This window comes from Branchiibius cervicis (assembly GCF_042661605.1).
GTDB classification, from domain to species: Bacteria; Actinomycetota; Actinomycetes; order Actinomycetales; family Dermatophilaceae; genus Branchiibius; species Branchiibius cervicis.
The window spans coordinates 1,721,769-1,742,606 of the sequence record NZ_JBHSWJ010000002.1; the positions used below are offsets into that span (position 1 = coordinate 1,721,769).

The 20,838-nt window shown below is 68.3% G+C and carries 27 protein-coding genes, 1 pseudogene and 1 riboswitch; of the genes and pseudogenes, 5 read left to right on the forward strand and 23 right to left on the reverse strand.

The window, feature by feature from the left end; translation table 11 throughout:
- Positions 1-3 precede the first annotated feature (3 nt).
- The 8 genes from lgt to hisI are packed head-to-tail and all read right to left on the reverse strand — an operon-like array spanning position 4 to position 6,362.
- On the reverse strand, positions 4-873 hold the full coding sequence (gene lgt / locus ACFQBT_RS09050) for a prolipoprotein diacylglyceryl transferase (protein ID WP_377822096.1): 870 nt from the start codon (positions 871-873) through the stop codon (positions 4-6).
- The gene (gene trpA / locus ACFQBT_RS09055; protein WP_377822098.1) at positions 873-1,679 is read right to left on the reverse strand and encodes a tryptophan synthase subunit alpha; all 807 of its coding nucleotides are present in this window, start codon (positions 1,677-1,679) and stop codon (positions 873-875) included. Before trpA ends, lgt begins: the two co-directional genes overlap by 1 nt.
- Positions 1,676-2,869, reverse strand: a complete 1,194-nt coding sequence (gene trpB, locus ACFQBT_RS09060; protein WP_377822099.1) for a tryptophan synthase subunit beta — start codon at positions 2,867-2,869, stop codon at positions 1,676-1,678. Before trpB ends, trpA begins: the two co-directional genes overlap by 4 nt.
- Positions 2,866-3,639 carry an indole-3-glycerol phosphate synthase TrpC gene (gene trpC, locus ACFQBT_RS09065; protein ID WP_377822101.1) on the reverse strand — a complete coding sequence of 258 codons (774 nt, stop codon included), beginning with the start codon at positions 3,637-3,639 and terminating at the stop codon, positions 2,866-2,868. The genes trpB and trpC overlap by 4 nt, the downstream gene beginning before the upstream one ends.
- 3 nt (positions 3,640-3,642) lie before the next feature.
- Positions 3,643-3,927, reverse strand: a complete 285-nt coding sequence (locus ACFQBT_RS09070; RefSeq protein ID WP_377822103.1) for an HGxxPAAW family protein — start codon at positions 3,925-3,927, stop codon at positions 3,643-3,645.
- 13 nt (positions 3,928-3,940) lie between these two features.
- Positions 3,941-4,507 carry a Trp biosynthesis-associated membrane protein gene (locus ACFQBT_RS09075; RefSeq protein ID WP_377822105.1) on the reverse strand — a complete coding sequence of 189 codons (567 nt, stop codon included), beginning with the start codon at positions 4,505-4,507 and terminating at the stop codon, positions 3,941-3,943.
- Positions 4,504-6,021, reverse strand: coding sequence for an anthranilate synthase component I (locus ACFQBT_RS09080; RefSeq protein WP_377822107.1), 1,518 nt, complete (start codon positions 6,019-6,021; stop codon positions 4,504-4,506). Before ACFQBT_RS09080 ends, ACFQBT_RS09075 begins: the two co-directional genes overlap by 4 nt.
- Positions 6,018-6,362 (reverse strand): phosphoribosyl-AMP cyclohydrolase, encoded by a 345-nt coding sequence (gene hisI, locus ACFQBT_RS09085; RefSeq protein WP_377822109.1) that lies wholly within the window; start codon positions 6,360-6,362, stop codon positions 6,018-6,020. Before hisI ends, ACFQBT_RS09080 begins: the two co-directional genes overlap by 4 nt.
- 17 nt (positions 6,363-6,379) lie before the next feature.
- On the opposite strand from hisI, the gene ACFQBT_RS09090 reads away from it, so the two are divergent.
- Genes ACFQBT_RS09090 through ACFQBT_RS09100 form a run of 3 tightly spaced genes read left to right on the forward strand, consistent with a single transcriptional unit; the run spans position 6,380 to position 7,740 of the window.
- A complete protein-coding gene (locus tag ACFQBT_RS09090) occupies positions 6,380-7,024 on the forward strand; it encodes a TIGR03085 family metal-binding protein (RefSeq protein WP_377822111.1) in 645 nt (214 codons plus the stop codon).
- Positions 7,025-7,060: 36 nt separating this feature from the next.
- Positions 7,061-7,336 carry a type II toxin-antitoxin system Phd/YefM family antitoxin gene (locus ACFQBT_RS09095; protein WP_377822113.1) on the forward strand — a complete coding sequence of 92 codons (276 nt, stop codon included), beginning with the start codon at positions 7,061-7,063 and terminating at the stop codon, positions 7,334-7,336.
- Positions 7,333-7,740: a type II toxin-antitoxin system VapC family toxin gene (locus ACFQBT_RS09100; protein ID WP_377822115.1), complete on the forward strand. Its 408-nt coding sequence runs from the start codon at positions 7,333-7,335 to the stop codon at positions 7,738-7,740. The genes ACFQBT_RS09095 and ACFQBT_RS09100 overlap by 4 nt, the downstream gene beginning before the upstream one ends.
- Here ACFQBT_RS09100 and hisF read toward each other — a convergent pair.
- Positions 7,737-8,492, reverse strand: a complete 756-nt coding sequence (gene hisF, locus ACFQBT_RS09105) for an imidazole glycerol phosphate synthase subunit HisF (RefSeq protein WP_377822117.1) — start codon at positions 8,490-8,492, stop codon at positions 7,737-7,739. The two genes, ACFQBT_RS09100 and hisF, sit on opposite strands and share 4 nt — an antisense overlap.
- 18 nt (positions 8,493-8,510) lie before the next feature.
- On the opposite strand from hisF, the gene ACFQBT_RS09110 reads away from it, so the two are divergent.
- Positions 8,511-8,831, forward strand: a complete 321-nt coding sequence (locus ACFQBT_RS09110; protein WP_377822118.1) for a uridine kinase family protein — start codon at positions 8,511-8,513, stop codon at positions 8,829-8,831.
- Between the two features lie 161 nt (positions 8,832-8,992).
- The gene (locus ACFQBT_RS09115) at positions 8,993-9,232 is read left to right on the forward strand and encodes a hypothetical protein (RefSeq protein ID WP_377822120.1); all 240 of its coding nucleotides are present in this window, start codon (positions 8,993-8,995) and stop codon (positions 9,230-9,232) included.
- Positions 9,233-9,300: 68 nt separating this feature from the next.
- Here the strand turns inward: ACFQBT_RS09115 and ACFQBT_RS09120 are convergent, their stop codons facing one another.
- The 14 genes and pseudogenes from ACFQBT_RS09120 to ACFQBT_RS09185 all read right to left on the reverse strand — a co-directional run bounded on the left by ACFQBT_RS09120 (position 9,301) and on the right by ACFQBT_RS09185 (position 20,836).
- Positions 9,301-10,695, reverse strand: coding sequence for a hypothetical protein (locus ACFQBT_RS09120; RefSeq protein WP_377822121.1), 1,395 nt, complete (start codon positions 10,693-10,695; stop codon positions 9,301-9,303).
- 201 nt (positions 10,696-10,896) lie between these two features.
- The gene (locus tag ACFQBT_RS09125) at positions 10,897-11,355 is read right to left on the reverse strand and encodes a PH domain-containing protein (protein WP_377822123.1); all 459 of its coding nucleotides are present in this window, start codon (positions 11,353-11,355) and stop codon (positions 10,897-10,899) included.
- The gene (gene hisG, locus ACFQBT_RS09130) at positions 11,343-12,179 is read right to left on the reverse strand and encodes an ATP phosphoribosyltransferase (RefSeq protein ID WP_377822126.1); all 837 of its coding nucleotides are present in this window, start codon (positions 12,177-12,179) and stop codon (positions 11,343-11,345) included. Before hisG ends, ACFQBT_RS09125 begins: the two co-directional genes overlap by 13 nt.
- A gap of 9 nt (positions 12,180-12,188) precedes the next feature.
- The gene (locus ACFQBT_RS09135; protein ID WP_377822128.1) at positions 12,189-12,452 is read right to left on the reverse strand and encodes a phosphoribosyl-ATP diphosphatase; all 264 of its coding nucleotides are present in this window, start codon (positions 12,450-12,452) and stop codon (positions 12,189-12,191) included.
- Positions 12,412-12,897 carry a 6,7-dimethyl-8-ribityllumazine synthase gene (ribH, locus tag ACFQBT_RS09140; protein WP_377822130.1) on the reverse strand — a complete coding sequence of 162 codons (486 nt, stop codon included), beginning with the start codon at positions 12,895-12,897 and terminating at the stop codon, positions 12,412-12,414. The genes ACFQBT_RS09135 and ribH overlap by 41 nt, the downstream gene beginning before the upstream one ends.
- Positions 12,894-14,108 carry a 3,4-dihydroxy-2-butanone-4-phosphate synthase gene (gene ribB, locus ACFQBT_RS09145; RefSeq protein WP_377822132.1) on the reverse strand — a complete coding sequence of 405 codons (1,215 nt, stop codon included), beginning with the start codon at positions 14,106-14,108 and terminating at the stop codon, positions 12,894-12,896. Before ribB ends, ribH begins: the two co-directional genes overlap by 4 nt.
- A gap of 1 nt (position 14,109) precedes the next feature.
- Positions 14,110-14,820, reverse strand: coding sequence for a nicotinamide mononucleotide transporter family protein (locus ACFQBT_RS09150; RefSeq protein ID WP_377822134.1), 711 nt, complete (start codon positions 14,818-14,820; stop codon positions 14,110-14,112).
- Positions 14,817-15,395: a riboflavin synthase gene (locus ACFQBT_RS09155; RefSeq protein ID WP_377822135.1), complete on the reverse strand. Its 579-nt coding sequence runs from the start codon at positions 15,393-15,395 to the stop codon at positions 14,817-14,819. The genes ACFQBT_RS09150 and ACFQBT_RS09155 overlap by 4 nt, the downstream gene beginning before the upstream one ends.
- Positions 15,395-16,366, reverse strand: a complete 972-nt coding sequence (gene ribD, locus ACFQBT_RS09160) for a bifunctional diaminohydroxyphosphoribosylaminopyrimidine deaminase/5-amino-6-(5-phosphoribosylamino)uracil reductase RibD (RefSeq protein WP_377822136.1) — start codon at positions 16,364-16,366, stop codon at positions 15,395-15,397. Before ribD ends, ACFQBT_RS09155 begins: the two co-directional genes overlap by 1 nt.
- Positions 16,367-16,446: 80 nt before the next feature.
- Positions 16,447-16,584: riboswitch (FMN riboswitch) on the reverse strand.
- Positions 16,585-16,611: 27 nt separating this feature from the next.
- Positions 16,612-17,271, reverse strand: a complete 660-nt coding sequence (gene rpe, locus ACFQBT_RS09165; RefSeq protein WP_377822138.1) for a ribulose-phosphate 3-epimerase — start codon at positions 17,269-17,271, stop codon at positions 16,612-16,614.
- Positions 17,271-18,745, reverse strand: a pseudogene (locus ACFQBT_RS09170) (RsmB/NOP family class I SAM-dependent RNA methyltransferase). Before ACFQBT_RS09170 ends, rpe begins: the two are co-directional and overlap by 1 nt.
- On the reverse strand, positions 18,723-19,640 hold the full coding sequence (gene fmt, locus ACFQBT_RS09175) for a methionyl-tRNA formyltransferase (RefSeq protein ID WP_377822139.1): 918 nt from the start codon (positions 19,638-19,640) through the stop codon (positions 18,723-18,725). The pseudogene ACFQBT_RS09170 and the gene fmt overlap by 23 nt, the downstream one beginning before the upstream one ends.
- Positions 19,637-20,179, reverse strand: a complete 543-nt coding sequence (gene def, locus ACFQBT_RS09180) for a peptide deformylase (RefSeq protein ID WP_377822141.1) — start codon at positions 20,177-20,179, stop codon at positions 19,637-19,639. Before def ends, fmt begins: the two co-directional genes overlap by 4 nt.
- On the reverse strand, positions 20,180-20,836 hold the full coding sequence (locus ACFQBT_RS09185; protein WP_377822143.1) for an HAD family hydrolase: 657 nt from the start codon (positions 20,834-20,836) through the stop codon (positions 20,180-20,182).
- Positions 20,837-20,838 lie beyond the last annotated feature (2 nt).

Below are 20,838 nucleotides of genomic sequence, written 5' to 3' on the forward strand. Positions count from 1 at the left end.
GTCTCATTCCGTGAGACAAACCTGTTCTTCCTCGCAGCCTTCGCGAACTCCGTCCGGATGGCGCCTGCCGACCGCGAGGAACCCGATCAAACCTGCGATGAACACCAGAATGCACACCCACACATTCACTCGTAAACCCAGAATATGGTTCGCCGGGTCGGTCCGCATCAGTTCAAAGACGATGCGTCCGCACGGATAGAGCATCACGTACAGCGCGAACACCCGCCCCCGCCCCAGGATCCGGCGCCGGTCGAGCAACACGATGAGCAGGGCGATGGCCAGGCAGTAGAGCGACTCGTACAGGAAGGTGGGCTGGAAATAACCCAGGACGACCGGGTTGCCCGCACTGTCCAGCACCGCTCGGCCCGCCGACTCGTCCCACTGATGGATCTGCAACGCCCACGGCAAGGTGCTGTGACCGCCGTACAACTCGTTGTTGAAGTAGTTGCCCCAGCGGCCCATGGCCTGCGCGACCAGCACCCCGGGCGCGGCCGCGTCGCAGAAGTCCAGGAAGTTCACGCCGGACCGCCGGCAGCCGATGTAGGCGCCCAGCGCACCCAGCGCGACGGCGCCCCAGATGCCGAGTCCGCCGTGCCAGATCTTGAGAGCGTCGATCGGGTGACCGCCCTGCCCGAAGTACGGCTGCCAACTGGTGATGACGTGGTAGATCCGGCCGCCGACGATGCCGAACGGCACCGCCCACCAGGCGACGCTGAGCGCGTCCTCTGCCTTGGCGCAACGGTCCACCAGCCGTCGGCCGGTGATCCAGATCGCCACCGCGATGCCGGCCAGGATGCACAGCGCGTACATCCGCACGGGGATAGGTCCGAGCCAGAAGACCCCGTGGGTAGGGCTGGGAAGGTAGGTGACCATCAACGGCGTACGCCGGCCGCCAGCCCCTGCGCGATCTGCACCATCGCGCGGATCCCCTCGGCGGCGCTGCGGCCCTCGGCGTCGGCATCGACCAGCGGCCGCACCAGGGCGGTGCCGACGATGACCCCGTCGGAGAACTGTGCGGCTTCGTGGGCCTGCTCGGCGTTGGAGACCCCGATCCCGACGCAGATCGGAACGTCGGTGACCGCCTTGGCCCGTTCGACCAGTCCGGCGGCGCGCTCGCCGAGGCTCTCGCGCGCACCGGTCACTCCCATCACCGAGGCCGCGTAGACGAAACCGCGGCAGGCCTGCGTCGTCAGCTCCAACCGCTCAGGCGTCGTCGACGGGGCGATGAGGAAGATCGGGTCCAGGTCGAACTTGGCGGCAGCGCTGAGCCACTCGCCCGCCTCATCGGGGGTGATGTCGGGAGTGATCAAGCCCGAACCTCCGGCGTCGGCGAAATCCTCGGCGAACTTGGCCACGCCGTACTGCAGGATCAGGTTCCAGGAGGTCATCACCACGGCCGCCGCCCCGGCCTCGCGAATCGCCTGGACGGCGGCAAAGACGTCGCGGACATGCGACCCGCGGGCCAGTGCTTTGCTGACCGCCGTCTGGATGACGGGACCGTCCAGCAACGGATCGGAGTAGGGCAGGCCGATCTCGACCACGTCGGCTCCGGCGGCCACGACCGCCCGCATGGCGTCCAGGGAGTCGGCAACCGTCGGGAAACCCAGGGGCAGGTAGGCGATGAACGCGGCGCGGCCCTCGTCGCGGGCCCGGTCCAGTGCCGAGGTCAACTCGGTCATGCGTGGTCCTCCAGAAGTCCGAACCACCGCGCCGCGGTCTCGACGTCCTTGTCGCCGCGACCGGACAAGCTCACCAGCAGCAGTGCACCCGGGCCGAGTTCGCGGCCCAGTTTGATCGCGCCGGCCAGGGCATGCGAACTCTCGATCGCCGGCAGAATACCCTCGGTGCGGGTCAGCAGCCCGAACGCCTCCATCGCCTCGTCATCGGTGATGGCCCAGTACTCGGCGCGTCCGGCATCGCGCAGGTAGGCGTGCTCCGGACCGACGCTCGGGTAGTCCAACCCGGCGGACACCGAGTGGGATTCGACCGTCTGCCCCTCCTCGTCCTGCAACACGTAGGTGAACGCACCGTGCAGCACCCCGGGGGTCGCCTGACCGCTGAACCGAGCGGCGTGCCGCCCGGACTCGACGCCTTCACCGCCGCCTTCGAGCCCGATCAGCCGCACCCCGGCGTCGTCGATGAACCGGTGGAAGATCCCCATCGCGTTGGATCCGCCTCCGACACATGCGAGTACGGCGTCCGGTAGCCGGCCGTAGGTGTCCAGCACCTGACCGCGGGCTTCGACGCCGATGATGCGGTGGAAGTCGCGCACCATCTCCGGGAAGGGGTAGGGCCCGGTGACGGTACCCAGTACGTAGTGGGTGTGCTCGACGTTGGCGACCCAGTCGCGGAAGGCCTCGTTGACGGCGTCCTTCAACGTCTGCGAGCCGTGCTCGACCGGGACGACCGTGGCACCGAGCAAGCGCATGCGAGCGACGTTGAGCGCCTGACGCTGGGTGTCGACCTTGCCCATGTAGACGACGCATTCCATGCCCATCAGCGCGGCAGCCGTCGCGGTGGCGACGCCGTGCTGACCGGCACCGGTCTCGGCGATCAGGCGCTTCTTGCCCATCCGGCGCGCGAGCAGAGCCTGGCCCAGGACGTTGTTGATCTTGTGCGAGCCGGTGTGGTTCAGGTCCTCGCGTTTCAGAACGATCTGCGCGCCGCCGGCGTGCTCGGCGAAGCGGGGCACCTCGGTGATGATGGAGGGCCGGCCGGTGTAGGTGCGGTGCAACTGGGCCAGCTCACCCAGGAACGCCGGGTCGTGCGCGGCCTTGGTGCGCACCTCGTCGAGTTCTTCCAGCGCCGCGACGAGCGCTTCGGGCACGTACCGGCCGCCGAAGTCACCGAACCGCCCCAGGCCCGTCATGCCGCACGCCCCATCAGCGTGCTCACGGCCGACCGCGGATCACCGCTGCGGACCAGGGCTTCCCCGACGAGTACGGCGCGAGCACCCAGCTGCTGGTACCTCGCGACATCGGCCGGTCCGGTGATACCGGACTCGGCCACCTTGATCATGTCGTCCGGGATCATCGGTGCCAGCCGCGCGAAGACCCCGGGGTCGACGTCAAGCGTCTTCAGGTTGCGGGAGTTGACCCCGATCACGCGGGCACCCAGGTGGACCGCGCGCTCGGCCTCCGCCTCGTCGTGGACCTCGACCAGCACGGTCATTCCGAGGTCCCGGGCCTGCTGGTAGAGGTCACGCAGCAGCGCGTCATCCAGCGCCGCGACGATCAGCAGCACGATGTCGGCGCCGTGCGCGCGCGCCTCGTCGATCTGGTAGGCGTCCACCATGAAGTCCTTGCGCAGGATCGGGATGTCGACCCGGGCCCGGACCGCGTCCAGGTCTGCCAACGAGCCGTTGAACCTGCGCTGTTCGGTCAGCACCGAGATAGCGGTCGCTCCACCCTCGGCGTACTGCTGGGCCAGTGCGGCGGGGTCGGTGATCTGCGCCAGCGCACCCTTGCTGGGGCTGGCTCTCTTCACTTCGGCGATCACGCCCAGGCCGGCCTTCTCGAAGGCGCCGAACGCATCGCGCACGGAAGGCGCCGCCGTGACGTCGACGACCGGGATCTGAACCCGGCGCACGGCCAGATCCGCGCGGACCCCTTCGATGATGGAGTCGAGAACAGTGCCCACCGGTCAGACGGATTCGCGGGCTGCCGACTGGCGCTCGGGCGCGGAGGCGGTCCCGAAGCCGGCCTTGTTGAGTACGATCCCGGCGGCTACACCGACGACGATGAGCACGACACCGATGATGTCGAGAACGTGGTTACCGAAGGCGACGCCGAAGGAGATCAGCAGCGCGGCGATCATCAGGATGCCGACGCAGGTCCAGGCCGCGACGCTGTGCCCGTGGTCCTCGTGGATCTCGCCGTCGTGTTCAGCAGCGCCGTGGGCAGCATGGGAGCCGGTGTCTTCAACCATGGCGCCCATTCTGTCAGGCCGACGGTCCATCGCGCTCGGCGGTGGGGTCCAGACCGGCGGTCAACTTGTCCCAGTCGCTCACCGGCGCCTGCGCGCGGCCGGCCGGCGCGTCGTACCGGCCGGACAGCCCGCCCCACCGGCGGACGGCGACCAGGGTGAGCACCCCGGCAGCGACCAGCAGGATCGCAGCGGCCAACGCCAGCCAGACCCAGGGCGTCAGGGTGCCGTGCGCGGCCACCGACCCGGTGCGCCCGGTCGTCGCGGCGGCCTGATCACTGACCGGTCCGTCCGGGTTCACCATCACCATGACGACGCTGATCAGGGCCAGGACCCCGGACAGCAGGACGAACGCGGCGGCGATCCATCGGGCGATGCGGCCGGCGGTGAGGGCCACGATGCCGGCGGCGGCGCCGACCAGTGCGGCCGCGAAGACGCCGGGAGCTGCGCTGGAGCCGGCGACGGAGACCTTGACGTCGGACAGGACCGCGTCGCTGACCGTGCCGGTGACCCACGTGCGGGTGGCGGCGAACATCAGGACGGCGACGGCAACCGCGATGACCAGGAAGACGAGGCGTTTCACAGCGGAGTCAGTCCCCCGGCGGTCGCGACGGCGCGCAGCGCGGCGGCCGCCTTGTTGATGGTCTCCTGGTACTCACTCTCCGGGACCGAGTCGGCGACGATGCCCGCGCCGGCCTGGACGTGGGCAACGCCGTCCTTGATCACCGCCGTCCGGATCGCGATGGCCATGTCCATGTCACCCGCGAAGTCCAGATAGCCGACGACACCGCCGTAGACCCCTCGCCGCAGCCCTTCGTATTGGTCGATCAGCGCCATCGCGCGTGGCTTCGGGGCGCCCGAAAGGGTGCCGGCCGGGAACGTCGCCTGCAACACGTCGTACGCCGATCGCCCGGTCGAGAGCTGACCGACCACCGTGGACTCCAGGTGCATGATGTGGCTGTAGTGCCGGATCGTCATGAACTCCACCGTCTCGACGGTCCCCGCATCGCAGACCCGCTGCAGATCGTTGCGCGACAGGTCGACCAGCATCAAGTGCTCGGCGCGCTCCTTCGGATCGGCGAGCAGGTCGTCGGCCAGGTCCTGGTCTTCCTCCGGGCTCTTACCGCGCGGCCGGGAACCCGCGATCGGGTGGGTGATGACCCGCTGCCCGGTCACCTTGACCAACGCCTCCGGACTGGAGCCGACCACGTCATAGCTGCCGCCACCGGGAAGCGGCAGCCGGAACAGATACATGTAGGGACTGGGGTTCGACACCCGCAGCATCCGGTAGACGTCGAGCGCATCCGCGGCACACGGCACCGAAAACCGTTGGGACACCACGATTTGAAACGCTTCACCGGCGCGGATGGCCTCCTTGGCCGCCTCCACCATGTCGTGGAACTGCTCCTGCGCGTGACTGGACACCGGTTGCTGCGCGATGGCCTTGGGGATCGCGACCGTGCTGGGCGCCGCACTGCGCAGGTCGTGCGCCATCGCGTCCAGCCGCTCCACCGCGTCGGTCCAGGCCTGCTCGACGCGCTCGTCGCTGGCATCCCAGTTGATGGCGTTGGCGATCAGCATGAGCGATCCGTCCGAGTGGTCGAACACGGCGAGGTCGGTCGCGAGCAGCATGCTGATTTCCGGCAGACCGAGCGTGTCGACGCCGGTGTCCGGCAGCTTCTCCCAGTGCCGGACCGCGTCGTAGGTGACCGCGCCGACCATCCCTCCGGTCAGCGGCGGGAGGCCGGGCAGCGGATCCGTGGCCAGCAGGGCGATCGTGTCGCGCAGCGCGTCGACGGGTGAGCCGCCTTCGGGGACGCCGACCGGAGGCGTGCCGAGCCAGGTCGCCCGGCCGTCGACCTCCGTGAGCGTCGCCGCGCTGGAGACACCGACGATGGAATAGCGCGACCACACGCCACCATGCTCGGCGGACTCCAGCAGGAACGTGCCAGGACGATCGGCCGCCAACTTGCGGTAGACGCCCAGCGGCGTTTCCCCGTCGGCGAGCACTCGGCGTACGACGGGGATGACGCGCCGGCCCCGGGCCAGGACGGTGAAGGCGTTCAGCGCCGGCCAGGTCTCGCCGAAGCCGATCATGCGCTCAGTTCCGTGAAGAAGCAGGTCCGGTTGCCGGTGTGGCAGGCCGCGCCGATCTGGTCCACGCGCACCAGCAGGGCGTCGCCGTCGCAGTCGACGGCCACGGACTTCACGTGTTGTTCGTGCCCGGAGGTGTCGCCTTTGCGCCAGTACTCGCTGCGACTGCGCGACCAGAAGGTCACCCGTCCCTCGGTCAGCGTGCGGGAAAGGGCCTCGTCGTCCATCCAGCCCAGCATCAGCACTTCGCCGGTGTCGTGCTGCTGGATGATCGCCGCGACCAACCCGTGCTCGTCACGCTTGAGAAGGTCGGCGATGTCGGAAGGGAGGGTGGCACTGCTCACCGGGTCATTATGGACGCATGACTGATTACGCCCGAGCCGAGCGTGCTGGCCTGTGTGACGACTTCCTGCGGTTGGGCCCGGACGCGCCCACGTTGTGCGAGGGCTGGGCTGCCAACGACCTGGCCGCGCACCTGGTCGTGCGGGAGCGCCGGCCCGACGGTGCCATCGGGATCGTGTTGCCGGCAGCCGCCGGTCACACGCAGAAGCTGATGGACGACCTGAAGGCCGGTGACTGGCCCGGCCTGGTGCAGAAGGTGCGTTCCGGGCCGCCGAAATGGAGCCCGATGGCGATCCCGGCAGTGGACGAGAAGGTCAACCTGCTGGAGTTCTTCGTGCATCACGAGGATCTGCTGCGCGGCGATCCCGCGACGTGGACGCCGCGTGAGCTGTCGCCGGAGCTGGCCGACGCGGTGTGGTCGGGGCTGGCGAGCATGACCGCGCTGTCGCTGCGCAGCGTGCCCGTGGGTGTGGTTGCCGCTCCTGACGGTCTCGGACGGCGAAACCTGCACTCCGCCAAGGACGGTCATGGTTCGGTGGTGCTGTCCGGTCCGCTCTCGGACATCGTGATGGTGCTCTTCGGCCGGCCGCGCACCGATGCGGTGACCCTCGACGGTGCGGACGCGGACGTCGCGACGTTCGAGGGCCTCAGACTCGGGAACTGAACCACACTTGTGTCGCACGGGTGCTACGGTTGAGCGGTGAGCACGCCCGAGCCTGAGCCGTTGTCGCAGCGGGAACTGCGCAACGAATCGGGCCGGGTGCTGCGCGCGGTCAGTCAGGGACAGTCGTTCGTGCTCACCAACAGTGGCACTCCTGTCGGAATGGTCGTCCCGCTCGATGCACCGGTCCCGGCCCTGCCGATTGTCCGACCCGCACGACGAGTTGGCGGCTGGTCCGACCTCGGCATCCAACGCAAAGCCACAACCGCCGATCTCTCGGCGATCCTGGATGACCTTCGCGCGGACCACGGGTGAATCCGACGCCCGCGCTGGGAGTGGTCTACGTCGACACCTCAGCACTCGCCGCATTGCTCATTGAGCAGCCCGAGAGCCAGGCGGTCCTGGACTGGCTCGATCACCACTCGGCGACATTGGTCTCCAGCGACCTGCTGGAGACCGAACTGAGGCGGCTGGCTATCCGCGAAGGCCTGAGGCAAAGGGACGTCACCGTCCTGCTCGAGGGAATCGGCCTCGCCGCGCTCGACCGGGCGGTCTACCGCGGCGCCGGGTTTCTCCCGATGCCGTATTTGCGGACCCTCGATGCGCTGCATTTGGAGGCGGCAATTCGGCTCGACGCTTCCCACGTGCTCACCTACGACCGCCGGCTCGGCGATGCCGCCCGTGCCGCCGGACTCGAGGTTCTGTCGCCTGAGGTCTAGCGGACCTCGTAACCGGCCTGCGCCAGTGCGGCTTTCACGTCACCAATCGTGAATTCGCCGAAGTGGAAGACGCTGGCTGCGAGCACCGCGTCCGCACCGGCGGCAACGGCCTCGACGAAATGCCCCGGCTTGCCGGCTCCCCCACTGGCCACGATCGGCACGCTCACCTCGGCCCGCACCGCGCGGATCAGCTCCAGGTCGAACCCGTCCTTGGTGCCGTCCGCGTCCATGGAGTTCAGCAGGATCTCCCCGGCACCGAGCTGCTCAGCCCGGGCACACCATTCGATCGCCTCGACCCCGGCCGGTTTGCGCCCTCCGTGGGTGGTGACCTCGAACGATCCGGTCTGCGATCGGCGTACGTCGGCCGACAGCACCAGCACCTGCGCACCGAAGCGGTCGGCGATTTCCGCGATCACCTCGGGGCGGGCCAGCGCGCCGGTGTTGATCCCGACCTTGTCGGCCCCCGCGCGCAGCAACCGGTCGACGTCCTCGACCGTGCGTACGCCGCCGCCGACGGTGAGGGGAATGAACACCTCTTCGGCGGTGCGGCTGACCACCTCGTAGGTGGTGTCGCGCTGATCGAAACTGGCGGTGACGTCCAGGAAGGTGAGTTCGTCTGCGCCCTGGTCGTCGTAGCGGTGGGCCAACTCAACCGGGTCGCCGGCGTCACGCAGGTTCACGAAGTTGACGCCCTTGACGACGCGCCCGGCATCGACATCCAGGCAGGGGATGACACGCACCGCGACACTCACGACCGTTAGCGTAATAGCGTGCGCCTCATCGCGATCGACGGACGCAGCGGCTCCGGCAAGACGGCCTATACCGCGCGGCATTTCCCCCAGGCGAACGTCATCCACATGGATGACCTGTACCCCGGGTGGGATGGCCTCATCGAGGGAACGGTCACCCTCGCCGAGCGGGTGCTGCGGCCCCTACGTGAAGGCGAGCGAGCGGCGTACCGGCGATTCGATTGGTACACAGGTGCGTTCGCGGACGAAGTCGTCGTGGAGCCAGCCGACCTCATCGTCGTCGAGGGGGTGGGCAGTAGTGCTCCCCGGCGACCGGGTTCTTCGACGAGCGCATCTGGCTGAGTGCCGACAACGCGGTCCGTAGGGCACGTGCCCTCGCCCGCGACGGCGACACGTTCGCCCCGCACTGGGATCGGTGGGCCGCTCAGGAGGACACACTCTTCCCGGCAGACCCACCGCCGTGGACGACCCGGGTCGTCGACACCTCTCCCGATCCGCGGATCGTGGCAGATCTGTCCGCGCGGCTCCACGAGGCCGACCCGATGGGCCTTTCGGGCGCGCCGCGCGACGAATACGACAGTGAGGCAGCGATTCTCGCCGATCAACTGCCGGGCCTGGATGAGGCGGCGGCGATCGCTAGCGTCCGGCGTTGTTTCGACCTGATGTTCTGGCCGGGAGCCGTCGCCAACCCGCAGGCCGTGGCGATCGCCGCCGACCTTGGTCGCCTCGTTGATCGGCAGTAGCAAGCGGTTGCGGCAGTCCCGTCGACCCGCCGCCGTGGGCGGATCGCGTCGTGGCCCCCTTGACGGGATCAGCCCGGGGCCGGCTCGGCAATCACCGACTTCGGTTCGAACGAGTAACCCTCGTGGAAGGTGGTGACCTCGGTGTCCGCCGCCTGCCGACCGACCTCCTCGGCCAGCTCTCCCAGCGCCCGGAGTAGCAGCTGCGGGGCGCCGTACCGGTCGCTCACCGCGAGAGCTTGGCGATAACGGCCGACCAGTTCCTGCAGCTGCGCCACGCGCGGGTCCACGATCTCGACCGGACCGGGGTCGCTGATCGGCGGTGGCCACTGCACTCCCGCCTGCGGCACCCGAGGCCGCCGTACCGTCTGGTCGATCCGGATCCGCGCCCGACGGGTGGCCTCGTCGATGGACTCGACGGTGGCGGTGAAGCTGGGGCCGAAGAACTGCTGGTGCTCGAACCTTGCGCCGGCGACCAGGTCGTGGGATCCGTCGGAACCGGCCATCAGGTACGAGCGATTGGCCTCGGCGCGATGGACCAGCACGGCAGATCGCGGAATCCCCGCATCCCAGCGGTCGGCCATCCGGAACTCGATGAGGTACTCGCCGACGTCGATCGCGGCGGCGGCCGGGCCGGCGTCGTGCAGGGGGCCGAGCTCGATCTCCCGATGCGCAGGCTGCATCGGGTCGATCCGCACAACCCGCCCTTCGTTCAGCCATCCCCGCATCCGCATGTTCCAGGCATTCAGCCCTGGGCCGATCGAGCCGTAGTCGGGGTCGCTGGCGCTGTACGCGTTCGCCGTGCTCATGGTGTCCCACGGATCCTGGTAATCCTCGGTCGATGTGTCGACGCGGGAGTGATCCAATCCGTAGCCATGACCCATCTCCTGACCGAGCAGGCTCGGGACCAACGAGTGTGAGTCGCACAGCGCCGCCATACCGCCCACCCAGCCGCACAGGTCCAGCAGCTCGTAGCCGCACACGACGATGCCGGCGTAGCTGGACAGGTCGATCTGATGAGCGGTCGCCGCGGCACGTCCGGCCGCGAGCACGCCGCCGCGATCGATCTGGCCGGGCCCGGGTGCGGAGTTCCCGACGTACGCGGCACGGTCGTAACCGATCGTGAACGGACCGACAACGACCGAGCCGCCGGTGTTCAATTTGCCGTGACTCATGTCGCGGAAGTACCGGACCATATTCATCGTTCCCGCCCCCGTCGCCGTGAACAGCTTGCGGTGGTGGGCCAACGGATCGACGCCCGGGATGTGTACCGGGCGCGGGTCGTCCTCGAACCGGACGACCACGATCAGCCACGGTGAGGTCTGTGTCCCCAGCAGGCCGGTGAACAATCCCTGGATCACCGGGTTCGTCGCACGCGCGCGGTCGATGGTGGTCGCCGGATCCAACTCGAAGTGCTCGTGTTCCTCTGCCGGGAGCTCAGGCAGCGGTCTGTCCACGGTCGTCACGACGTTCTCCTCAGGTGGTGGCGGAGCGATGCGCATCCGCACCAGCCAGGAGCGGTCCTTTACTGATCTTGATACCGCGCCGCAGCGGCCACCCTGGTCGACCGGCAGCGACTCGTGGCGGTGTCGTCACACATCACGGTGCTCCGATCACTAGCGGCCACCACTCGCGACGGTCTCGTCACACATCGTTGCGGCGAAGGGTCATTCGTGAGCGGCCGGGCCGCCATGCGCCGCGATCAAGGCCGCCAGGCGCTGAGCCTCACGCATCGCGACCGGCCCGTCGGACCGCTGGATCGCCATGACCGCCAGCTGCTCGGTGTCGGCCAGGTCCAGGACCGCCCAGGGCTGGCCGCCGCCGTACTGCACCGCCACGATCTGCGCCCAGTCCAGCCGCCGGGTGATCAGTAGGTTGCGCACCCGCAGACCCTGCTCGTCCGGCCAGGCACCGACCATCGCATAACGCAGCAAGAAGGCAGCTATGGCCACTCCCACCGCGATCAACATGACGCTGTCGAAGCCGGTCCAGCCCGCCGAACCGCCCTGCGGGACGTTGATGCCCACGATCGCGAAAACCAGCACGATCCCCAGCGCCGCGATGCTGGAGACGATCCGCGCTCGCCGCGGAAGGAACGGTGCGTAGGGATCGCTCAGATCCGGCACGCAGCGATCTCCGTGACCAGAATGGCGCGAGCGCCGAGTTCGTACAGCTCGTCCATCACGGTGTTCGTCTGGGCCTTGGGCACCATTGCGCGCACCGCGACATAGCCCTTGTCGTGCAGCGGCGAGACCGTCGGGCTTTCCAGACCGGGCGTGAGTTCACAGGCCTTCTCGACCAGTTGGACCGCGATGTCGTAGTCCATCATCACGTAGTTGCGCGCGGTCAACACACCCTGCAACCGGCGTACGAGCACATCGACGGCCGGGTTGCGCGCACTGTTGGCCGGACGGATCAAGACGGCTTCACTGGCCAGGATCGGGTCGCCGAAGACTTCCAGGCCCGCGTTGCGCAAGGTGGTCCCGGTCTCGACCACGTCGGCGATGATGTCGGCCACGCCGAGCGTCACCGCCGACTCCACGGCGCCGTCCAACCGGACAACCGATGCCTCCACGCCCAGGCTGGCCAGGTGGTTTCGGACCAGCCCCGGGAAGCTGGTCGCGATCCGCTTACCGGCCAGTTCCTGGTCTGCGCCAACCGGAGCGGCATACCGGAAGGTGCTGGAACCGAATCCGAGCTGCAGGACCTCCGAGGCCGGTGAGCCGGAATCCAGCATCAGGTCGCGCCCGGTGATTCCGACATCGAGCGTGCCCGATCCCACGTAGACCGCGATGTCGCGCGGACGCAGGTAGAACAGCTCGACGTTCTGCTCGGGGTCGGAGATCACCAGTTCCTTGCTGTCCCGCCGACCGCGGTAGCCGGCCTCGCGCATCATCTGCGCGGCCAACTCGGAAAGAGCGCCCTTGTTGGGCATGGCAATTCGAAGCATGGTCAAACCTCAGAGGTGGGTGTAGACGTCGGACGGCTCAATGCCGCTGGCCAACATGAGCACCTGCAGGTGGTAGATCAGCTGGCTGATCTCCTCGGCGGTGCGCTCGCGGCCCTCGTGCTCGGCGGCCATCCAGACCTCAGCCGCCTCCTCGACGATCTTCTTGCCGATGGCATGCACGCCGGCATCGAGTTCGGCGACTGTCCCCGAACCCTCCGGTCGCTGCTGGGCCTTAGCGGCCAGCTCCACCCACAACTGATCGAACGTCTTCACAGGAGGCAAGGGTACTGGCCGTCGCGACTGCGGCTTGCGCCGCTTCGAATCCCTTGTCCTCGATCGACCCGGGCAGACCGGCCCGATCGAGGGCTTGCTGCTCGGTGTCACAGGTCAGAACCCCGAAGCCGATGGGTACGCCGGTCTGCACGCTGACCTGCGTGATGCCCACGGTGGCCGCCTCACAGACGTACTCGAAGTGAGGGGTCCCTCCCCGGATCACGACGCCGAGAGCGACCAGCGCGTCGTACGCCGGGGCCAGGCGCGCGCACGCCACCGGCAGTTCGAAGGTGCCGGGCACCCGGATCACCTCGGCCGAACCGCCGAGCGCCCGCTGCGCTCCCGCGATCAGGCCGTCCATCACCTCGTCGTGCCAACTGGCTGCGACGATCGCCACGCGCAGGCCGCTGGCGTCCACCTCCAGGACCGGTCCGTGTCCGCTCATGATGCCCCTTCCAGAAGGTCAGGCTCGGGTGCCAGGTGGCCCATCCGCTCGAGCTTGGTGGCCAGATACCCCAGGTTGTGCACACTGGCACCGACATGCAGCGGCAGGCGTGCCGTCACGTCCACACCACCGGCCCGCAGAGCGTGCTCTTTGGCGGGATTGTTGGTCAGTAGTCGGATAGTCATCAGGCCGCGCTCGCGCAAAATGGCTGCTGCAGCATCGAATTCACGCGCGTCGATAGGCAACCCCAGCGCGGACTGTGCATCAACGGTGTCCAGGCCGGTGTCTTGCAGGCTGTAGGCCCTCAGTTTGTTCAGCAGCCCCACTCCGCGCCCCTCGTGGCCGCCGAGATAGATCACCGCTCCACCTTCTGCGGCAACAGCCTTCAGCGACGCGTCGAGCTGCGGACCGCAATCACAGCGCTGCGATCCGAAAACGTCCCCGGTCAGGCATTCGGAGTGCACGCGCACCACGTCGCCACCGTCCCTGACCAGGGCGAGGTGTTCGGCACCAGTGACGAGGTCGAGATAACCATGGGCGATGAAGTCGCCGTGCGCCGTGGGTAGCCGGGTGCTGGCGACGCGGCGGACCCGGTCATGCCGCTGCCGCCACGCGATCAGGTCCGCGATCGAGATGACCAGCAGACCGGCGCGGACGGCGAGATCCTGCGCGGCGGCCAGGCGCATCATCGACCCGTCGTCGTGGACGAGTTCGACGATGGCGCCGACCGGTTCGAGCCCGGCGAGCCGGGCCAGGTCGACGGCGGCCTCGGTGTGTCCGGGCCGCTCGAGTACTCCCCCGGCACGTGCCCGCAACGGGAAGACGTGACCGGGCCGGGTCAGATCACCGGCCGCTGTCGCCGGGTCCGCCAGCACCCGCAGTGTGCGCGCCCGGTCGGCCGCGCTGATGCCGGTACTGACCTCCTCGCGGGCATCCACCGACACGGTGTACGCCGTGCCCTTGGGGTCCTGGTTGTCGCTCACCATCGGCGGCAGGGCCAAACGGTCCGCGATGTCACCGGTCATCGGAGCGCACAGAACCCCGGAGCCGTGGCGGACCGCGAAACCGACCCAGCGCTCATCGGCCGCCGAAGCGGCCATCACCAGATCGGCCTCGTTCTCACGGTCCTCGTCGTCGACGACGACAACCGGTCGGCCGGCGGCGATTTCGCGCAGTGCGTCCTCGATGGTCGCCAGCTCGCGGGTAGCCACGTCACACCTGCCCGGCTGGTTGGAGCACCGATTGTTCCTCCCGCGATGCACGCCACCACACGAAGAAGCCCCATACGACGAAGGCGGCGTAGACCAGGTAGAGCACAGCGGAGGGGTAGAACTTGAAGTAGATGAGTTCGGGTACCCCGACGATGTCCACGGCCAGCCACATCAGCCAGAAGTCGGTCCATCCACGGGCCATTGCGTAGGTGGCCAGCATTGAGCCGACGAAGATCCAGGCATCGGCCCACCAGTAGAACTCCGGTGGCTGCCAGTAGTCGACACCGATGGTGCGAAATACCCACTGGCACACCAGGACTCCTGCGGCCCACACCAGGATGTAGCCGAGCCGCTCTTGAGCTGTCGCCCAACGCGGTTGTACTGCGGGTGCATCGGGATCGGATGCCTGCTTCTTGTTCTGTTGCCAGCGCCACCAGCCGTAGACGGAGGTGATGATGAAGAACACCTGGCGACCGGCTTGGCCGTAAAGCTTCTCCTGGCCGTGACCGGTGAAGCCGACCGCGAAGAACACCGTGAAGAGCAACGCGTTGCCGATGATCCCCACCGGCCAGGCCCACACCTTGCGACGCATGCCGCCGATCGCCGAGGCAAGACCGAAGGCGTTACCGACGATTTCGCGCCACGTGATGGCCTGCCCCCCGATCGTCAGGTGAGCATCGAACAAGGTCAAGAAAATGTTGCTGTCCGTCACTTCATCAGCCTCTCCACGTACTTCGCCAACACGTCGACTTCGAGATTCACCAGGTCACCGATTCCTTTGCGCCCCAACGTGGTCAGTTCCAGCGTGGTCGGGATGAGCGACACCTCGAAGAAATCGGCCCCGACGGCGCTGACCGTCAGCGAAACTCCGTCGATGGTGATCGACCCCTTCTCCACGACGTACGGCGCCAGTGGGGTGGGCAGCCCGAAACGGACCACCGTCCAGTGCGGCTGCTGGTCCCGGTGCTGGATGCGGGTCGTCCCGTCCACGTGTCCCTGCACGATGTGTCCGCCCAAGCGTCCGTCGGCCCGCATCGCCCGCTCGAGATTCACGGGTGCACCCGCCTGACCCAGGCTGGTCCGCCGCAGTGTCTCGGCCATGACGTCGACGGTGAACGTCTCGGTCGTCCAGTCGGTGACGGTCAAACACACTCCGTTCACGGCGATCGACGCGCCGTGACTCACGTCGTCCAGCACCTTGGGTCCCCGCACGGTGACCCGGGCCGCATCGCCGTCGGTGTCGATGGCCACGATCGAGCCCAGTTCTTCGACAATGCCGGTGAACATCAGACATCCTTTCCGGACAGGGTGATTCGCACGTCTTCACCCACACGGGCGACGTCTCGCAGTTCGTAGCGCTGAATGCCGGCCATGCTGCCGATGCCGAGATCGGCGACGGCGGACCGGCCGGCACCGAGTAGCGCCGGAGCCAGGTAGGCGACGATCTCGTCCACCAGTCCGGCGCGCAGGAAGGCGGCAGCCACCGTGGGGCCGCCTTCGAGCCACGCGTGCCAGATCTGCCGATCATGCAATGCCGCGAGGACGACGGACGGATCATGGGTCGCGATCTGCAGGACGTTGTCGTCGGCGTGGACCCGCGCGGTCGCCGGAATGCTCCGCTTGCCCACGATCACGCGCAGCGGGTTTCCGGCGTGACCGCGCAGCGTCAACCGCGGATCGTCGGCGAGCACCGTGCCCGTTCCCGCCACGATCGCCCCGGCGCTTGCCCGGCGGGCCTGTACATCCGCCCGGGCGGCGGGTCCGGTGATCCACTGGCTGCTGCCGTCGGCCGCCGCACTGCGACCGTCCAACGTCGCCGCGAACTTCCAGGTGACGAACGGACGGGCGTGCGACACGGCGTACGTCCAATAGCGATTCAGGTCGGTGTCGATGTGTTCGTGCTCGACCCGGACGCCGGCCGTACGCAGCGCCGACGCTCCGCCGGCCGCGTCAGGGTTCGGGTCGGGTTGGGCATAGCGGACTTCCGCGACCCCGGCGTCGATCAGCGCCTGCGTACACGGACCGGTGCGACCGGTGTGGTGACACGGCTCGAGACTGACGTAGGCCGTGGCGCCCCGGGCGCCGCCGGCGGCCTGCAGCGCCGCGACCTCGGCGTGCGGTGTGCCCGCACCCTCGTGCCAGCCCTCACCGATCACCCGGTCATCGCGGACCAGCACACAACCGACCTGGGGGTTGGGGTCGGCAAGCGGTCCGCGGCGCGCGAGCTCCACCGCGCGATACAGGTATGTCGATGCCACCTGGTCCGCCTTCCCGTCCTGCGCCGATGCGCACCGGGGTGACCAGAGACCGCCGAGCGCACATGGGTGCGCGTCGACGCTGGCGTGCTGCCTCCCATCCGGACTTTCACCGTCGGTCCTGGAGTTTCACCAGATCAACCGCCTACTCGCCGAAGCGAATGTGCGGGTCGCGGACTATCACCGCCGGCTCGGAATTACACCGACCCCGGAGCACGTTTGGCAAAACTCTACACCGGCTGGCGGGATCAGGTATGCGTGTGCTTACCCGCCAGTGCGCGCAACTCGTCCACGGCATCTGCCGCAGACGCCGCCCCGTAGACCGCGGAACCGGCCACGAAGACATCCGCACCAGCGTCGGCACACTGCTCGATCGTGGCCGCAGAGACGCCCCCGTCGACCTGGATCCAGACCTCCCCGCCGAGCCGGCGGACCGCCTCGCGCACCTGGCGCACCTTCGGCATCTGATCGGCCATGAACGACTGGCCGCCGAAGCCCGGCTCCACCGTCATCACCAGCACCATGTCGAGTTCCGGGAGCAGATCTTCGTACGGCGCGAACGGAGTTCCCGGCTTGAGCGCCATCGACGCGCGGGCGCCTTCGGATCGCAACGTGCGCGCCAGTGTGACCGGGTCGCTGGCGGCTTCGATGTGGAAGGTGACGCTGCGCGCGCCCACCTCGGCGTACTGCGGCGCCCAGCGATCCGGATCCTCGATCATCAGATGGGCGTCCAGCGGGATGGGCGACACCTTGGCCAGCGCCTCGACGACCGGCGCGCCGAGGGTCAGGTTGGGCACGAAATGGTTGTCCATCACGTCCACATGGGCCCAGTCGGCATTGGCGATGCGGTCGAGCTCGGACTGCAGGTTGGCGAAGTCCGCCGACAGGATCGAGGGCGAGATCAGCATCAGGGAGCAACCTTCCGCAGGAGCGCGAAGAACATCGCGTCGGTGCCGTGGATGTGGGGCCACAACTGCACTGCCGGTCCGGGTCCGAGGTCACCCACCGACTCGAAGAGTGGTCGAGCATCCTCCTGCCGAACGTCGTCACGACCGGTCAGCGCCTCAGAGACGACCTGCTGGGTTTCGGCCACGTGCGGGCTGCAGGTCACATACGCGACGATCCCGCCCGGACGTGCCGCGTCCAGTGCCGAAGCTAGCAGTTCGCTCTGGAGGACGGTGAGCGGAGCGACGTCTGCAGGGGTCCGTCGCCACCGGGCCTCCGGCCGGCGACGCAGCGCACCCAATCCGGTGCACGGTGCATCCACGAGCACCCGGTCGTAGGTGTCCGGCTCCTCGGCGCCCATGTCGCGACCGTCTCCTGTCCCGATCATCACCTCAGCACCTGAGTCGATAGCTGCCACAAGGGTTTTGCGGACCAGTTCAGTGCGGTGCTCACTGACCTCATTGGCGAAGAGTACGGCGCCCTGCTGGTGGGCGAGAGCCGCCAGCAAACCGCTCTTGCCCCCGGCCCGGCACACAGGTCCAACCACTCCTGATCGGCTCGGGTCGTCACATCGGCTCCCGCCACCGCGAGCCCCACCAACTGCGAGCCGGCGTCCTGCACGGCTGCGCGGGTATCCCGCACCGCGGGGATCTGCCCCGGATCACCGGATTCGAGCACCGCGCCGACCGGCGAAATGTCCGAGGGGATCGCTCCGAATTGTTCCAGCTCCTGCACCGTGGACAACCCGGGCCGGGCGACCAGGGTCACAGGAGCCGGAGTGTTGTCGGCGATCAACAGGTCTTCCAGCGTGTCCGCGGACACCCCGTTGGCCACCAGGGAGGAACGCAACGCGCGCACCACCCACAGCGGATGCGAATGCTCGATCGCCAACGCTTCCAACGGTTCCCGGCCAGCCGTGACCTCAGCGACCCAGTCCTGCCGGCTGCGCTCGGTGATTCGGCGTAGTACGGCGTTGACGAACCCCGCGGCACCGGCACCATTGACCGAACGGGCCAACCCCACGGTCTCCGAGGCCGCCGCGTGCGCGGGCACCCGCATACCGAGCAGTTGGTGCGCGCCCAGCCGCAGGGTCGACAGGACCGGGGGGTCGATCGTGCCGACGGGCCGGCCTGCGCACAGTTCGATGACCGGGTCGTAGAAGCCCTGCATCCGCAAGGTGCCGTAGCCCAACTCGGTCGCGAACGCCGCATCCCGTCCGCTCAGTCCAGCCGCCCGCAACAGCCGGGGCATCTCCAGGTTCGCGTATCCCCCGCCGTCCACCCGGCGCAACAGATCCCAGGCGGCCCGCCGCGCCGGGTCCCCATCACGGCGCCGTTGGCTGGGCCGGTTCGTGGAGAACTGACCCCGCTTCTGCGTCCGAGCGGCCGGCCGCTGCCGGCCCCGTGCGTCCCGTTCAGCCACCGAGCACCTCACCATCCCCGTCGCGTACGCCGCGGGCCCACGCCGCCGCGTCCATCACCTTCTTGCCGACGGCCTGGACCTGGCCGAGCTCAACCGCCTCTGTCGCGGTGCCGACCAGCACCGCGCGCTTCTGCACGCGCATCCGACCGGGCGGCAGCACCTGGTCCGTGGTGCCCACCGGCAGCACCTTGAGCCGCTCTCCGCGGAACGTCGTCCAGGCCCCGGGCGCGGGCGTCATCGCGCGCACGTGCCGGTCGACCGCGAACGCCGGTGTCTCCCAGTCGATCCGGGCATCGTCGACCGTGATCTTGGGCGCCATCGACACGCCGTCGTACGGCTGCGGAGCCGGTTCCAGTGCGCCCGACTCCAGCGCATCCAAGGTCGCCACCAGCAGATCGGCTCCGGTCACGGCCAACCGTTCGAGCAACTCGCCGCTGGTCTCCCGGGGCCCGACCGCAGCGGTCATCCTGCCCAGCACCGGCCCGGTATCCATTCCTTCATCGATGACGAAAGTCGTCGCACCGGTGACCTCGTCACCGTGTGCGATCGCGTGCTGGACCGGTGCCGCGCCCCGCCACGCCGGCAACAACGAAAAGTGCAGATTGATCCATCCGTGCTGCGGGATCGCCAGCAACTCGGCCGGCAGCAACGCGCCGTACGCGACGACCGGGCAGGCGTCCGGATTGAGCTCACGCAGTTGCCCCTCGACCTCGCGGGGACGGTTCGCAGTGAGGACCGGGATGCCGGACTCGTCGGCGACCTGCCCGACCGGGGAGCGGCGGGTGGAGCGGCCCCGGCCTGCCGGTGCGTCGGGGCGGGTGAGAACGGCCAGTACCTCGTGACGCGAATGCAGAAGGGCCTGCAGTGAGGGTACGGCGACCTGCGGGGTTCCGGCGAACACCACTCTCATCGGCGCCCCCGGGTGGCGTGGGGACTGATGCGCACGTCGGGCACGTCCTGCCCGGTCCACTGCGCGTTGCGAATCGCTTTCATGGCCAATCGTTTTGTTTCGTAATCCAAGCGGTCGATGAAGATGATGCCGTCCAAGTGGTCGGTCTCGTGCTGAAGACAGCGGGCCATCAGGTCGGTCCCTTCGATGGTCACCGGCTCGCCGTACATGTCGAATCCGCGTGCAACGGTCCGCAGGGCCCGCGGGGTCTCGAACACCAGCCCGGGCAGGGACAGGCAGCCCTCGTCGCCGATCTGTTGCTCGGCGGACAGGGACAGGTCAGGATTGATCAGATGGCCCAGTTGACCGTCGATGTAGTAGGTGAAGACCCGCAGGCTGACGCCGATCTGCGGCGCAGCCAGCCCGGCGCCCGGAGCGTCCATCATGGTGTCGGTGAGGTCTTTGACCAGCTGCCGGAGCTCTTTGTCGAAGACGGTGACCTCGGCGGCCGGTTGCCGTAGGACCGGGTCGCCGAATATCCGGATATCGGTGATGGACACTCAGGCCTCCTTGATCGGCAGACCGCGGGCGTGCAAGTCGGCCCGCAAATCCGCAGCCGTCGTGAAGACGATGGCATCCAGGCCGGCGTCGATCGCACCCTGCACGTTGGCCAGCGAATCATCGATGAACAGCGCATCGTCCAAGCTGCCCAGGTGCCGGATCCGGTCGGCCAGCACGGCGAATATCGCGGGGTCCGGCTTGGCGACACCTTCCTCACCGGATACGACGATGTCGTCGAAGAGGTCCAGGAAGTCGAAGCGATCCAGCGCAGCCGGGAACATTCCGGCCGACCAGTTGGTCAGCGCCACCAGGGGTACGCCGGCAGCGTGCAACTCCCGCAGGATCTCCTGGGTGCCCTCGACCGGCTCCTTGATCGAGTGCCGGAAGTGGTTGCGATAGGCCAGGATCTCCTCGCGGTACTGCGGATGCGAGGCGATGGCGGCGGCCTCCGCGTCCTCCCAGCTACGACCGCTGTCCTGCAACAGGTTCCAGCCCGCGAAGTCGAAATCGGGGTCGTTGACGAATCGCCGAGCCCGCTCGACGCCGACGTCCTGGGCGATCGCTTCGACCGGATCCCACTTGATCAGGACGTTCCCCAGGTCGAACACCACCACGTCGTAGGCGACCGGGGCGCCGGTGGCGGGAGAGTCAGTCATGG

Excerpts from the sequence above, each read along its gene's own strand:
- lgt (WP_377822096.1), bottom strand. The coding sequence starts at position 873 with ATGGTCACCTACCTTCCCAGCCCTACCCACGGGGTCTTCTGGCTCGGA.
- ACFQBT_RS09090 (WP_377822111.1), top strand. The coding sequence starts at position 6,380 with ATGACTGATTACGCCCGAGCCGAGCGTGCTGGCCTGTGTGACGACTTC.
- trpB (WP_377822099.1), bottom strand. The coding sequence starts at position 2,869 with ATGACGGGCCTGGGGCGGTTCGGTGACTTCGGCGGCCGGTACGTGCCC.
- trpA (WP_377822098.1), bottom strand. The coding sequence starts at position 1,679 with ATGACCGAGTTGACCTCGGCACTGGACCGGGCCCGCGACGAGGGCCGC.
- ACFQBT_RS09070 (WP_377822103.1), bottom strand. The coding sequence starts at position 3,927 with ATGGTTGAAGACACCGGCTCCCATGCTGCCCACGGCGCTGCTGAACAC.
- ACFQBT_RS09080 (WP_377822107.1), bottom strand. The coding sequence starts at position 6,021 with ATGATCGGCTTCGGCGAGACCTGGCCGGCGCTGAACGCCTTCACCGTC.
- rpe (WP_377822138.1), bottom strand. The coding sequence starts at position 17,271 with ATGCTGATCTCGCCCTCGATCCTGTCGGCGGACTTCGCCAACCTGCAG.
- ribH (WP_377822130.1), bottom strand. The coding sequence starts at position 12,897 with ATGAGCGGACACGGACCGGTCCTGGAGGTGGACGCCAGCGGCCTGCGC.
- fmt (WP_377822139.1), bottom strand. The coding sequence starts at position 19,640 with ATGAGAGTGGTGTTCGCCGGAACCCCGCAGGTCGCCGTACCCTCACTG.
- ACFQBT_RS09155 (WP_377822135.1), bottom strand. The coding sequence starts at position 15,395 with ATGTTCACCGGCATTGTCGAAGAACTGGGCTCGATCGTGGCCATCGAC.
- ACFQBT_RS09185 (WP_377822143.1), bottom strand. The coding sequence starts at position 20,836 with ATGACTGACTCTCCCGCCACCGGCGCCCCGGTCGCCTACGACGTGGTG.
- hisG (WP_377822126.1), bottom strand. The coding sequence starts at position 12,179 with ATGCTTCGAATTGCCATGCCCAACAAGGGCGCTCTTTCCGAGTTGGCC.